Source organism: Haloarcula sp. JP-Z28 (genome assembly GCF_011440255.1).
Taxonomy (GTDB): Archaea; Halobacteriota; Halobacteria; order Halobacteriales; family Haloarculaceae; genus Haloarcula; species Haloarcula marismortui.
On sequence record NZ_JAAOHT010000006.1, the window covers coordinates 66,628 to 80,065 of the forward strand.

The following is a 13,438-nucleotide window of genomic DNA, read 5'->3' on the forward strand; positions in this document are numbered from 1 at the left end:
GACTATGGGTTCCGTTGGAAGATGTCTTCTGGACCGAGCATTCGAAGGAGCCGCTTGCCAGCGTAGAACATCACAATGAACGGGATGAGCTGCCAGCCAACCTCGAAAATGAACGCGAACCAACCGTCGATGGTGCCGAGCGGATGCCACCGAGCTGTTGCCGTCGCACTCACATACGCGGGGTCGTGCCCGAGCCACGAACCCGGATGGTACCGTGCCGTGTAGATACCCGGCTCGTCGATCGTCACGATCGCCACCCCGGAGGCGTTGGTCTCGACGCGTTGCTCCGCGACGGTGATGTACCCGTTGCGAGTGGCCCCACCGATTGGATATCGTCGGTCGGGATCGCTGAGCACGATTGGTGCGCCGGTCTCGTTGTCCCGGAGTTCGATGCGGAGTGTGGCCTGACTTTCGTTCTGCTGGAGCACCTCAACAGTCAAATTACTGCGCCGGAGCTGCCGCTCAGAGCCAGCGTCAGGTGCCACAATCGAGGCGTTCACGCCCCGTACGATCCCCGCTACCTGGAGCGCGTCACGGTCGACGTTCTCCGCGCGAACCGCAACACCGTACGTCGTCGTGTACGACTGGTTGACGATGTCGATGTTGATGTCCTCGCCGAGCGTGCCGACCGGAGACGGTCGGTCAGTGCCCCAGATGTCGATGATCTCTGGGCCATCGCGAACTGGTTCAGCACGCGGGCCGATTCGCGACGGGTACGCGTGAACATAGACCGGAATCGCGTCAGACTCGACGGTGGCGCTGTCGGTCCGGTTCGACCTGACGAGTGTATCCCAGTTGGTGTTCCGAGCGGTATAGAACCGCCAGACGCCACGGACCCGTGCCTCACCGTCTTCCGTGAGCGTATATCCCTGCCACGGCCGCGACTGGAAGATGGCCACGCCGGCGTCGCCGTTCGGGTACTCGGCGTAGTAGGGGTACGCCGAGAGATCGTAAATCTCGACGGCGATCGAATCAGAGACGTTGCGTGATTCCGTCCGGTAGGTGATGTCGACGTCCGTCTGGTCACCCAGGTCGGTCCTGACGGTCTTCTTCAGACGAACGCTGATCTCTGCTTCTAGCGTGAGATTCGCGCTCCAGTCGTCCTCGATCTGGTAGTCGAGGGCAGGCGTATGGGACCCGTCACGCTCGGCGATGGTCTCGCCGTTCTTCTTCAATCGGACCTCGTCGATCTCGTGCTCGGTGAGCGACCACGAGATAGTCGTGTTGCCGGAGGAACTCCCGTTGGGCACGCGAACCCGGTAATCAACGAATCCGCGCATTGTCCCATTCGGCGCGATGTACAACGGTGTCTCTCCGGACTCCAGGTGTCCCCGGGTAGAGGGTTGGACCGCGAAGATGGTGGCGTGGGCATCCTCGATGAAGACACCGTCCTCAAGGTCCGCGTGCTGCGGATGCATGGAAGTATCTGCTCCGCCAGCGTCGAGGTCCTCGAAGTCGTTCCGCGTCCACGTTGCCGCAGTCGCCGGCGGCTGTTTGAACGTGATATCCGTCCCGTTTGCTACTTGATGGACAGCGGAACGGTCCTCGCCGTATCGCTGCTGGTACTCCTCCTGGCTGATGTAGTTGTCCGCGTCGCGAGACCACAGCGTCGCTGATTCATTCGCAGTGAGTCCATTCCCCTCCGTGCCTGGCCGTGGCGGGCTTGCAGTAGCGAGACCCGTGACTAGGCTCGTCACGAACAGGGCGGCCATAAGCACGGAGAGCTCTCGTTGTTTCATAGGGGCTCGCGACGGGGGCGGTAGTCGCCTACCAGGGGGCGAGATCTACGCACTGCGCCAGCGGGAGGTTCATCATCGATCCGGCAACGGTGTAGAGTGGTCCAAGGGCGACGAGAACGACCGTAGACTTCATCGCCGATCGCTTGTGACGCTTGAGACCCTTCTTCTGCTCGGGCGTGATCGTGAACATCTCGATGAGGGAGTCGGCCTGCCACACGACTGCGAGGCCGACAATACCCAGCGCCGTGGTAAGCTGGAAGAAGCCCTCGATCATGCTGGGGAGGTTGTCTGCGCTACAGACGGCGTTCGTCTGTGCGGCGGCGGGTTCCACAGCGAACAGACTCAGGACGACGACGATGAACACAGCTTGCCTGGGAAGCCTACTCGATGCCGTCGGCTGACTTTCGGCGCGATTCGGGACCGTCTCGGAGGGCGTATTGTCCTGTGACATAGCGGGTTACTCCTCTGCGTCGTCGACGAGTGCTTTGAGATCGGCGTAGCGATTGGTCTCCTCGACGATTTCTTCTTTCGTGTAGCCCTGTTCGCGGGCCCGTTCGAAGAGATCTCGAAGCTCGTCAGGGTCGACGTCGCGAAGCTCCATCTCGTCTCGGAGGGCGCGGCGATAGAGGGCGGAACCGTTGATATGGCTGTTCCACGTCAGATACAGATCATCGATGTCTTCGATGGTGACTGCCCGTGTGATCATATGTGCGGGGTGGGTATGCACCGGTTGAGCCCCGGTCCATGGTGGTGCGATAGCTAGAAGATCGGTATATGCTTTCTGGCCACCAACTGGCGCAAAATTCTAAAGTAAATTATAATCAGATAGTCCGTTCACCTTGCAAAGGTTCCGTTAACCAACAATGGGGTTAGATGCCGTTGACTGTTGGTTAAGATTGGTATGGCACTCTACTCGAGTTCCACGACCTCTCCACGCCCGTTGTCGAGGATTTCTCGCACCTCGGCCAAGAGTTCCTGACCTTCCTCGTGGAGCCTTGTACCCTTATCGAGGTCACACTCGTCCGCATCGAGCTGCTCAATGATTTCTTCGACACGGGTCAGCCGGTCGTGGATCTCTTGGTCGTTTGCCACGCTTAGATCACCCCCAACCAAAGCCCAGTAATGGCCAACAACAGCAACAGCAGCACAGCGATTGCGGCCTTGTAGTAGACCGGCGGGAGACCCTCGGGTGCGGCCGCCTCGTCGACTGCTTCGGCAAGCTCCCGTTCATGTTCGTGCTCTTGCTGGAAGGTTTCGTACGCGGCGTCGAGTTGCTGTGCCAGCGGTTTGACCTCGCCCGCGAAGAACTCCTCGCGGGAATTCACGATATACTCGCCAGCGGCCGTCGGCGTGATCGTCGCGACGTCCGCCACCTGATCCGCGATTAGCCGGTCGTCAGTATGCCCGATCGCGGTGACAATGGACGTGTTCGCGGTGAAGATCGCCTCCGCGACTCGCTCGGTGTTGAACGCCTGGAGGTTCGAATCACTTCCCCCGCCACGGCCGACGATAATCGCGTCGACATTCTCGGAGCGGTCGAGGTGGTGGATGCCGTTCGCGATGGACGTGGGCGCCTCCGACCCCTGGACGGTGGCGTCCTTCACCAGGATGTCGACGGTGGGGTCCTGCTCGTGGATCGCGTTCTGGCTGTCGTACCGGGCGTCGCCCCGGAGCGAGGTCACGACACCAACCCGTTCTGGAAACGCCGGCGGGCGCTGTTTCTGCTCGTCGTCGAACCAACCACGTTCTTCGAGTTCGCTTCGCAGTCGCTCGACGGCAGCCGCTTGGTCGCCGTCGCCGACGACGATCACTTCCCACGGTTTGAGGTCGATTTTCCCGCCCTCTGTCCAGTAGTCGATATCGCCTTCGAGGATGACCTCCGTCCCGTCCTCGAGGTCAGCGTCCATCTTCTGATAGCGGTTCGCCCAGAGCATACAGGGAAGCTCGGCGTCGCCGTCGGTGAGAGTGAAATAGAGGGCGGTACTGTTCTGATGGAGATCCGTGACCTCGCCAATACAGCGGACGCCGTTGAGGGCAGACGTGTCTTGGACGACCGATGCAATTCGGTCGTTCAGCTTTGACACACTGAGGACTTCTCCCGCATCGGGTTCGACTGTCTGCCCTTCAGTATCCGGTGCCTCCGCCATACACGTCTGGTAACTTTTGAACAGGAACCTCAAAAAGCTACGTTCGAGTGACGGGTCCGCTGTGATATCCTAGGCTATAGGTCGCGAGGCTGGACCGTCTTCCGGTCGTTGGCCTCGGCACGCTCTGCGGCGTCGTCGAGCAACTCGGTGACCTCCTCATTGAGGGCGTCGTAGAAATCGGCCGAGACGTTGTGGTCCGAGAGTGCGTCCTTCACGGCTGCTTTGACGATTAGGTCAGACATCCATCAAAGAGTCCTTAGGCCGGCTATATTAATTTTGCACATAACACGGTATCTTTCGGCAAATCAGCGGCGAGTCGCACTTTAGAGACCTGAAAACAATGTTCAATCGAGGGTCGGAGCTACAACGACTGACGTCAGTAATTCGGAATCAGATCCAGACAGATCACTTTCAAACCCGTCCGGATTTTCTATGGCGTGTCCCGGATCATAAACAAAGCAGACGAGCTGACTACAATCGGGGTGCGCTCGATAGTGTTCCTTATCTTCCGCTAATTCGCTTTTAATTTCTCGCTCGTCGTGAGTCTCGCTCGCTAGCTTGACCTCAACACCGATTTTTTCGGATTTTAGAAGGAAATCAATCCGACTAGCTGAACCACCGTGGCTTGGTGCTGCCTCCTCTTTTCGGAGATCTTCACATTGGACTGCGAGTAGAGCGTGGAGAATATCCTGGACGTCATGTTCGTCCTGTATTTCAACAGATGGTCGGTTGTTATATCGGTCTTGGAGACGAGCGACTGCGAGAGGAAACCGCCGACATACGTGTTCAATCGCACTGAGGGTAGCCGGTGGCGTAGACTCACGTTCCTGAATATAATCGTCGACAAGTTCATAGAACTGTTCGACGTGGTTGTTCTGTTCATACTGTTCTTCAGTGGAGCCATATGCCGGAATCATCACGTTCCCGACCCGCTCCGGATGAGTAAATGCGGTGAAATAGATCCTCCCATCATCTACTTTGGCCAGAATAGAGTCGATATCTACAGATCCATCTTCCCCGAGGAATACACCGTCTACATCATCAAGTTCAAGATCCGCATCTGGAAAGGCATCCGATTTAGCGCGCTTTCCAAGGAGAGAACGTATCTCTTTTAGAAATCCGACCGAAGGGGATGTCACCTCCAATATCTCCTTTTCAGAACTCCGTTCAGGGTGGACATAGTCAGTCCGCTCAAAATGGATCGAGAGCAAATACTCATTGTTCCGTTGGCCGAGGACGACTTTAGCGGTATCCTCGAATCGAACCCCTTCATCGTCGGATTCGGAGTAGGTGAATTCTTTCGAAACTGAAGAGACCATATTGTTCTCCGTTAGTTCAGGTTCCTACTTAATATGTCATGAGAAGCCACTCAATCAGCGCTATTTGGTGTATTCTTGGTGAAGGAATTTGGCCTTCCAGTGAGTTGGTCGGCTCGTAATGATTCCGGATGAAATTGTAATTCTGGGTCTTGGTGTTGTTGCTATATTGGCTGGTCTCGCTGTGGTAGCCCTTGGGGTCGGGCTTGCTGTCGTTCCTCCAACGATACCTATTTTTAGCGCTGCGACAGAAATTGCGTCCCCCATCTACCTTATTATCGGAACCGCACTCCTCGTGATTGGTTTCGGGGCGATATATGCAGGGCTCAGTGAGCTATTGGACGGAGTCGGGGGTGGGGTAGGCGGGAAAACTCGACGATAGGTAATCGTCCCTCGATTAGACTGGTAATGTCAGACAGTATGCTTCGATATCTGGGGCAAGTGAGATCACCTGCTCTCGCTTCCGTAGCTCCGCCTTTCTGGATTCGGTTCGGGATTCCAGCTGCTCGAGGCGTTGTTTTTGATTTCGAATCGCGATGCGCATATCCGACCCTGTGTTCGCTTTCTCCTCATACGAATCGATGAACGACTGAATCCGATCTCGTTCTGCCTGTTCGTAGGCTTCCAAGTCAGAGAGTTCTTTCTGAACGTCCTGCTGACGGGGTTCGAGCAGATCTTCGCGGATGTCGGCGACCATACTACTGATGTACCTCTCGGCGGCCTCCTCGAGGTCGCCCCGTTGCTTGAGTAGCCGAGAGACCGTACTCTCATCTGGACGGGCGTGAACCGTCTCTGCATCAAGGACGCGCTGGCCGAGTGAACGCTGGGCGTCAAGTCCAGCGAGGTCGACGTAGACGGGGATGAGTTGCTCGCGAATCGTCTTGACGGTTGCATCTTCGAAGGCGACTTTGTAGACGAATGTGATGCCGGGTTGGTCCACGAACGGCAGCAGCTTCATTCCGGCCTTCCCTGCGTGTTGTTCCTGCTGGAGAACCAAATCACGGAGGGCCTGTAGAATATCCGCGTCCGGGGAGAGGTACTCGATTCCGTCGTGATCGATGGCGAAATCACGACTGAAGGTGAACGGACCCATCGTCTCAGGCTGACCGCTGTCAGTCAATGCAGATGGGACTTCTGCCTCGTACAGCTGGTTTCCGCGCTTCTCGACTGAGCCCTCGAACGCCTCAATAGCTCGAGTGAAGAACTCCCGGATTTCCTGTTCACTTCCGAAGACGTCCTCTGAGTCGTCGACGATCGACTGAATCTCTTTCCGACTCTCGGCGTCGAACGTACTGCAGTCTATGAGACTCCGCTCGTACCACTCGAGGAGCGTCTGTTCACGCTCTTCCATCAACTCCTCAAGTTCCTCTTTCGTGGCCGAGGCTGGTTCCTGGTTCTGGACGGATTTCATCAGGAGGGAGTCGATGTTGACGTCGTCCAGCATCCCGAGGACGTCCGCCGTCGCGCCGACTTTCGATCTAATCTCCTCGACCTTGTCCTGGAGGAGCTCAAAGATCTCGGATTCCCGAGTGCCATCGAACTGGAAGTTCCACACCTTGACTTCCTTATCCTGGCCGTAGCGATGGATCCGACCGATACGCTGTTCGAGGCGGTTCGGATTCCACGGGAGTTCGTAGTTGACCATAATGTGGCAGCTGTGCTGGAGGTCGATCCCCTCACTGGCTGCATCGGTCGCCATCAGTAATCGGGACTTCCCGTAGTTGAATTCGTCCTCAATCCGGGTTCGTTCGTCTTTGCTCACATCCCCGTGGATGGTCAGAATCTCGTCTGCCCATGGTTCGTCGGCGAAGAGATCGAGGAGATAGTCCAGTGTGTCGCGGTACTCGGTAAACAGGATGAGCTTCTCGTCCGGATGCTCCTCGAAGAGCTGCTCGATGTAGCGTTTGACCTTCCGGGCTTTGGTGTCGACTGGGAGGTCCTCAGCCATGGCGACGAGCTCCTGCAAGGTGTCGATCTCCTTCTGGAGTGCCTCATCACCCTGGGCGACCGTGAGGCGTTCGAGTTCCTGCTCCGCCTGTTCACGGTCAGAGTCCTCCAAGTCCTCGCCTTCGAGGTAGGCCGTCGCATCGGTCGAGAGACCCCGCTCGTCGGGTTCGAGCAGCCCGTGAAGGCGACGTCGGAGTGTTTCTCGAATCGCGCCTACGCTGCTCACAAGCCGCTTTTGCATGAGCGCCATCGCAAAGCCGACAGCGGGCTCGTTCAATTGGTCAGATCGGTTGTAGACCTCACGGACGTACTCGGTCACGCGCTCGTACAGTTGCTCCTCGGCAGGAGACATCGAGACGGTGGCCGTCTGGACATCTCGTTCGGGGAAGATGCGCTCGCCGTTGTCGTCGTAAATGGTCTCCTTTCCGCGCCGGATCATGACGCGGTTCACCGTTTCCCGAGTGAGGTCCTGGTCCTCGGCGACAAGGAACGGGTCGATATAGCTGATGAGGGATCGGAACGCCTCCCCCTTGCCGTCGTGCGGCGTCGCACTTAGCAACAGCAGGGATTCACAGTGGTTGGCAACACGTTCGGCCATAAGCGAGGTTTTGCTGGGGGACTCGCCCCGCTTGCTGGCCTTGTGCGCTTCGTCGATGACGGCGACGTCCCAGAAGGCGTTCTCGATCTCGGACTGGAACTCGTCTTGACGGAGGAACGCCATGCTGGTGACTAGACGCTGGCCCTCCTGGTCCCAGATGTTCGCCTCCTCGCCGAGTCGTCGCCGCTCGGCGTCGACCCACTGGCGGTCCGCAACCGTGAGGTCGATGTCGAAGAAGCGCTCCATATCCCGGATCCACTTCTTCTGGAGGTGTGCGGGAACAAGGAAGAGGACGCTGTTGGCTCGGTTTCGGGCTTCGAGTTCTTTGAGGATGAGCCCCGCCTCGATGGTCTTCCCGAGACCGACGTCGTCGGCGATGAGTGCTCGCTGGCGGAGCTTCTGCATCACCTGGTTCACACAGGCGAGTTGGTAGGGTTCGAGGCGGACAAGCGAGTTCGAGATACTCAGGAGTTGCCCCTGCTCGTGGGCCATCTTGAGCTGGAGCGCCTCGGTCCGGAGGTCAAACCACTCTGACGAGACTGCTTCGTGTCGGGGGTGGAGGTCTGCAACCTGATCGTTGAGGGTATCGAGTGCATCACTGCTTGGATCGACGGAGACGTGGTCGAGACAGACCGTCTTCGCACCAGCACCTTCGACGTAAACACGGAGATATGGGAGGTTCCCGACCTCATACGTACGGATGACCTCTGCTGGGTCGCCGTTGAGCCTGATGCGGTCGCCAGGTTCGAAGTCCCTAGTCATCTAACTGAGCACGGACATGGTCTATCAGTTCCTCTCGTGTTTCTGTTCCAACGCGCGCAACACCCCTCCGTTGATAGATGAGCACGGAATGCTGGCTCTTCAGCGATTCGACATCGACCGAATTCAGGGCACTTCTGGATGTCCCGAGACACCAAATCGAATCTGGTTTTGCTTGCTTTACTAGTGTCTCCCAGTTTGGAGTGATAATCTGCTTGAACACATCGGTAGTAAAGAGAAGAACGACGACATCAAGTTCAGCAACCTGAGAAAGTAGGGATTCTTCGAAGCGGGCTGTGTACTTAGATCGATTAACAGTCGGTTCTGACTCCACCACGTCTTCTCCTTCGACATAGCCATAGATTTCGGAGAGGACGTGAATTTCAGTGTCACAGTAGCCTGAGAGATCGTCAGCGAGAGTATTCACAGATAGGAATGAGCCCTCGAAGAATTCAGAATAAGACTCCGTAGATTTGCTCGTCGTCGACGAGCCTTCCGTAAATATGGCTGCTCTCATTTAGGTGCCGTATTTTTGTGGAGCCTTTTTAAATCGTTTTCTTACCGGTTCTCCGATCACCGTATTCGAAGCGGGCGGTCCACAACAGCTTGTTCTATAGGACTCTGTCTTCAACAGATTGTGGAACGAGGTTTTGTTCTGCAAGGGGCTTGATATTGATTACAACGCCGTGTTTCTTTACGGGACTGTAGCCAGTGGCCAGCACTTCCTGAAGAGCTCGATCCTCCCAATCAGAGGCCAGCGATTTTGAGAGCTGATTACACCCCTCTTTGACTTTCTCACCTATTTTAACATCTTTGTCAGTTTCGGCAGCAAGTTCGGCTAAAAGGCGGGGAGTTCCTTCAAGTCCTTCACGGGGTTCTCCCTGGTCTAGATACTTGTTTCCTTTACTAAAGTAGTGATTCAAAAACGTGATATCATTGCTTCCGTGATACGTTGAGCCGACGTTGTCATCGATATATGAGAAGAGATCATAGAGATGGGCTTCAACTGGTGTTGATTCGCTCTGACTGTAAGCCTCACATGCGGCTTCAAGATCCTCGAGTGCATCAAGCCATTCACCTCGATGGTCGTTCACGCGATCAAGGAATTTGGGGCTGAAGTGATCCTCAAACTCATCAGAGTCCATCTCTTTGACGAGCTTATCGAGCGTGCTGAGTCGTTCAGCTGTACGCTCTCGGAATTCCGCGACATTCGGCTTGAGTTCAGCAGCCATTGATTGAATGGCCTCATCTCTTTCAGGGGGATGAGGTGAGCTAAGTTCAAGCGTGGCTTCCTGAAACTCATTAATCTGGGCAAGAGCACTCTCGTATCGTTCATATTCCTCTGCAGCTTCAGCTTGTTCTGGTGTTGATAGTGAACTATCGGATCGACGCTGGTCTGCAGTTGCTCTGCGATCGCGATATTCGGCCTTGAGTGGCTCAAGGTAACGGGATTCGATCCGGTCGAAGAGACCAGCGCCAAGCTGGTGGTAGTCTACGAGACAGGCAAATCCCTCTTCCCTGGGGTCTGAAACGAGTCTTTCCGTGGTAAGTCGCCACAGAACGGGTGTATTGTTGAATCTTCGGAGATGGTACTCGAAGAGGTCGTTTATAATCCAAGACTGGAGGTTAGGATACGCCCCAGAATCAGGCTGTTTGTCACCGAGTATTTGATCAGCTTCTGCAAGTCGATCCTGTGCCGCGTCCCCAAATATTCTCACAAACTCGGCTTCTAGTCGTTCAATCAGTGGTTTCTCATTGTCAGCCTCAAAGACGAGTGGGACAATTCCATCGTCATCATCTTGCGTGATTTTCAGAGTTATATGGAGCAGAAGATCCTTGACAAGCTCCTCGAAGTTCCCGGCGGGTTCCGTAATCGATTCTGGATCGTACTCCTGAATTTCCCGTGGATCCTCATTTGTCCGGAGGGCAATCTCCTGCAGTATCACCTCTCGTTGGTCTTCGTTGATATCGAAATGGTCGAAGAGGGTTTGATCTATTTCGGAGGCCCGTTGCTCAATTTCTCGCTGTATCCATTGTCGTCGTTTTGCAGCAGCAATAGCCAAGTTTCGCAGGGTAGTCTCACCACTATGCTGTTCCTTGATTGTGGGAGTGTTGATTGAATCAACGAGAGTTCTATGTGGGTGTTCGTACCATTCTGGAGGCTTTGAATCGATAATCGGCTCCAGTAGCTCTGGTCCACAGTAATAAGGCGATTCGAAATCGTGTTGTCTCTGCTTTAGAAGTAAACCGAGGATTCCTTCTGAGTTTTCTTCAAGTGCCTCAATGTCGCCTAAAGCATCATACCATGGGACTTTCGAAACTTCTCCGATTTCCCACATCCGCTCTGGCGTTTGACAGAGCATCAAGTAAGTGAACAGATTGCTGTTCGAGTATGAGAGGACGCTCCAGATATTCCTATCTGGAATAAAAACGGAACCTTTGTGACCAAATACAGAGTATTGTTGTAAATAACCGAATCGTCTCCCACCTTCTTTTGCGACTGTATAGGTCAGTGCTTCACTGAAATAGTATTGCTCATTGCGCGGATAGGATCCAGAATATCGTTTCACTGTATCACCATTTTCGCTCCAATCAAGAACAAGATTCACGCGGGGGAGCATCCATGCATCTTCTCCTCCTTTTGCGAAAGGCACCCAGTCATTCCCACTAATTTCCCAAAATTGCCTGAGAAATCGGGAGTCATCAGCCGTTGCAAGTCCTTGTTTTACTACTCCCAGACTGTCTTTATTTACACGGCCGTTATCAGCATCAAGGGCAATTTCAGAGTCGTATAATGAACGAAGATCTTGAGGGACCCAGTAAGAGACGGGATTCCCAGAGATCATATTGAATTCGGACATCTCTCTTTCGTAGAAACGTCGAATTCCATTTTCGTCTACGGGGTTGTCAAAGGTACAAGTGAGGAATTTCTGTTCTTTTTTCTCTGACTCAAGATCATGAAGTCGGAGGAAACTACCCTCTGAATCTGGAGTTTGTGACTCACCACTACGGACAACAGTACCTACGGTTCGAACAGTCGCATTATCCAATACCCCGATGCCGTATTCGGCCAAGAAATCGAACGACCCTTTTTGTCCGATGAAGTCCTCACGGAAGTCCTCGAAACTCCGTTTGAACATGAAAGAACGCGGAACGAGCATCCCGATACGCCCATTTTCCTTGGTAAGATGGTCACAAACCTCAAAGAAGTTAATATAGAATTCCGGAGTATACTCGTAGTGCTCTTCCACGTAATCTTTCACGACATCAGGCATCCCACTTCCCGAGCCGTAAGGTGGATTCATCAGAGAAACATCATAGTCTTGCGACAGGATTACTAGAACACGGAGAAAACTTCGGAGATCCTGCGCCATAAATGACTCACCGTTCCGGTGCTCAGCAACTTCTTGATGAAGATTTTCAAGGAATTTGGTGATACTACCAGGGCCCTCAACAGACTCGATAAGTGTTGGCTGCTCCTTGGTTGTGAAATGCTCCTCGAGCGTTCCTCTTACATCGAGTAGTGAACCTAGTCCTTGAACATCTTCGAATGCCTCCAAGATATCTTCAAGGGCGTCTCGAACATCGGGCTGATCCCCCGCTACCTCGTCAAAAATCTCGGAAGCAGCTCCAATGTTAGCGATTTTCGCGTCGGCACAGACAATACCAACCTCTGGCATTTGGAAGTTCTCTGCTCCCTCTTCCTCTGCGCGTCCTCGTGCCTTGAGATATAGGTTGAACGCAGCCAATTGGCAGGCTCGCATATCGAGGTCCACTCCGTGGAGGTTGTAACGGAGAATCTTTCGGGGGATTTCAGACCGGGCGAGGTCTGGCCGTTCTTGATGCCAGATTCGCTCAAGGACGTCAAAGGCATACAAGAGAAAGTGGCCACTCCCACAAGCAGGATCAATTACACGGATATCTTTTGGTTCCTCAAAAGTCGGGGCTTCGCCTTCTTTTTCTGTGGGAACAAGATACGTGCTGAAATCAGCTAGCGATGGTGACTCCACAGGAGATGTATCGCGAAACTTGCGTTCCTCTTCGGAGAGCGTCGATTGTTCTTCGATAGTAGTCGGAAGATCGCCATTTGCCTCTAAATACATCTTGGTTAGACTGTTATCGGTGAGCATCCGCACAACCCAATGAGGTGTGTAGAACTGATTTGCCGGAGGTACATCCTCGGGTTCTAGTCCTTCTTGGTTTCTCTTGTGGCGTAGCTCTTCCAGCTTAGAGGCGTTATAATACTCGTATACCCAACCGAGGACGTCGTCAGCACGCCAAACTTCCTCAGAGATATCATCGAGCTTTCGGCAGAGTTCTTCGAAGACCTCGACGTCGGGGTCAACGATGCTGTATGGTGATTCAGGGTCAAAGAGAATCTCGATTTCGTCAGTTAGCTTGCGGCAGGCGTCGTCATAGGCTTCAATTTTGGCTTCGTCAGGACCGAGGTACTTCTCGTTTTCGAGCTTCTCAGCTGCAGGGGTTGTGCCAGAGTCTCCGAACTGGGTGACCGGCCGATCAATGAATCCGCGGACCTCCATACAACGGAGAGCAGTGAGTCGGTTGATGATAGTGTATCCGACGCCCATTACGTATTGCTCGAACTTCTCCTCCCACGCCTTATCGTCATCCTCGCGTTCAACAGCCGTGACCAGTTCTGTTCGAGTTTCGGCCTCTTCGCCAGAGAGATTCTCGCCGCCGTCCTCGTCGTTTAATTCGTAGGCGTGTTCGAGCTGATACTCGATATCTGCCTCAACAGTTTCCCGAAGGTCTGTGACGACTCCTTCAAGATGCTCACGTTCTGATTTGTCCAGTTGGGCTTTCGTCTCAAGAGAAGATTGTCCAGACATGATGTACCGCTCTTGTCTCCTACCTCATAATGTGGCTACATCAAAGTTCCCTTGAGGTCCGTCGATTTTCCTGAAGTCTCCA

General features: G+C 54.3%; 11 protein-coding genes. 1 reads left to right on the plus strand and 10 read right to left on the minus strand.

The features are described 5' to 3' along the window. Positions 1-2: 2 nt before the first annotated feature. The 7 genes from G9463_RS04865 to G9463_RS04895 all read right to left on the minus strand — a co-directional run bounded on the left by G9463_RS04865 (position 3) and on the right by G9463_RS04895 (position 5,205). Positions 3-1,739: a hypothetical protein gene (locus tag G9463_RS04865; protein WP_193569535.1), complete on the minus strand. Its 1,737-nt coding sequence runs from the start codon at positions 1,737-1,739 to the stop codon at positions 3-5. 28 nt (positions 1,740-1,767) lie between these two features. Then, entirely contained in the window at positions 1,768-2,190 is a 423-nt protein-coding gene (locus G9463_RS04870) for a hypothetical protein (protein WP_095637962.1), read from the minus strand. A 6-nt stretch (positions 2,191-2,196) separates the two neighbouring features. Beyond that, a complete protein-coding gene (locus G9463_RS04875; protein ID WP_095637961.1) occupies positions 2,197-2,445 on the minus strand; it encodes a hypothetical protein in 249 nt (82 codons plus the stop codon). A 203-nt stretch (positions 2,446-2,648) separates the two neighbouring features. Continuing rightward, entirely contained in the window at positions 2,649-2,831 is a 183-nt protein-coding gene (gene xseB, locus G9463_RS04880; RefSeq protein ID WP_095637960.1) for an exodeoxyribonuclease VII small subunit, read from the minus strand. A gap of 2 nt (positions 2,832-2,833) precedes the next feature. Next, positions 2,834-3,886, minus strand: a complete 1,053-nt coding sequence (xseA, locus tag G9463_RS04885; protein ID WP_165896124.1) for an exodeoxyribonuclease VII large subunit — start codon at positions 3,884-3,886, stop codon at positions 2,834-2,836. A 74-nt stretch (positions 3,887-3,960) separates the two neighbouring features. Continuing rightward, positions 3,961-4,128 carry a DUF1931 domain-containing protein gene (locus G9463_RS04890; RefSeq protein WP_165896125.1) on the minus strand — a complete coding sequence of 56 codons (168 nt, stop codon included), beginning with the start codon at positions 4,126-4,128 and terminating at the stop codon, positions 3,961-3,963. Between the two features lie 102 nt (positions 4,129-4,230). Beyond that, positions 4,231-5,205, minus strand: coding sequence for a hypothetical protein (locus G9463_RS04895; protein ID WP_165896126.1), 975 nt, complete (start codon positions 5,203-5,205; stop codon positions 4,231-4,233). Positions 5,206-5,323: 118 nt separating this feature from the next. On the opposite strand from G9463_RS04895, the gene G9463_RS04900 reads away from it, so the two are divergent. Then, entirely contained in the window at positions 5,324-5,584 is a 261-nt protein-coding gene (locus G9463_RS04900) for a hypothetical protein (RefSeq protein WP_165896127.1), read from the plus strand. 15 nt (positions 5,585-5,599) lie between these two features. Here the strand turns inward: G9463_RS04900 and G9463_RS04905 are convergent, their stop codons facing one another. The 3 genes from G9463_RS04905 to pglX form a co-directional block, all read right to left on the minus strand. Further along, a complete protein-coding gene (locus G9463_RS04905; protein WP_165896128.1) occupies positions 5,600-8,509 on the minus strand; it encodes a helicase-related protein in 2,910 nt (969 codons plus the stop codon). Continuing rightward, entirely contained in the window at positions 8,502-9,023 is a 522-nt protein-coding gene (locus G9463_RS04910) for a hypothetical protein (protein ID WP_165896129.1), read from the minus strand. Before G9463_RS04910 ends, G9463_RS04905 begins: the two co-directional genes overlap by 8 nt. A gap of 94 nt (positions 9,024-9,117) precedes the next feature. Then, positions 9,118-13,356, minus strand: coding sequence for a BREX-5 system adenine-specific DNA-methyltransferase PglX (gene pglX / locus G9463_RS04915; RefSeq protein WP_165896130.1), 4,239 nt, complete (start codon positions 13,354-13,356; stop codon positions 9,118-9,120). Between the last annotated feature and the right edge of the window lie 82 nt (positions 13,357-13,438).

What these genes read in the sequence shown, in the direction of transcription:
- pglX (WP_165896130.1), bottom strand. Translation starts at nt 13,356, where the DNA reads ATGTCTGGACAATCTTCTCTTGAGACGAAAGCCCAACTGGACAAATCA.
- G9463_RS04910 (WP_165896129.1), bottom strand. Translation starts at nt 9,023, where the DNA reads ATGAGAGCAGCCATATTTACGGAAGGCTCGTCGACGACGAGCAAATCT.
- G9463_RS04865 (WP_193569535.1), bottom strand. Translation starts at nt 1,739, where the DNA reads ATGAAACAACGAGAGCTCTCCGTGCTTATGGCCGCCCTGTTCGTGACG.
- G9463_RS04890 (WP_165896125.1), bottom strand. Translation starts at nt 4,128, where the DNA reads ATGTCTGACCTAATCGTCAAAGCAGCCGTGAAGGACGCACTCTCGGAC.
- G9463_RS04900 (WP_165896127.1), top strand. Translation starts at nt 5,324, where the DNA reads ATGATTCCGGATGAAATTGTAATTCTGGGTCTTGGTGTTGTTGCTATA.
- G9463_RS04870 (WP_095637962.1), bottom strand. Translation starts at nt 2,190, where the DNA reads ATGTCACAGGACAATACGCCCTCCGAGACGGTCCCGAATCGCGCCGAA.
- G9463_RS04905 (WP_165896128.1), bottom strand. Translation starts at nt 8,509, where the DNA reads ATGACTAGGGACTTCGAACCTGGCGACCGCATCAGGCTCAACGGCGAC.
- G9463_RS04895 (WP_165896126.1), bottom strand. Translation starts at nt 5,205, where the DNA reads ATGGTCTCTTCAGTTTCGAAAGAATTCACCTACTCCGAATCCGACGAT.
- G9463_RS04875 (WP_095637961.1), bottom strand. Translation starts at nt 2,445, where the DNA reads ATGATCACACGGGCAGTCACCATCGAAGACATCGATGATCTGTATCTG.
- xseA (WP_165896124.1), bottom strand. Translation starts at nt 3,886, where the DNA reads ATGGCGGAGGCACCGGATACTGAAGGGCAGACAGTCGAACCCGATGCG.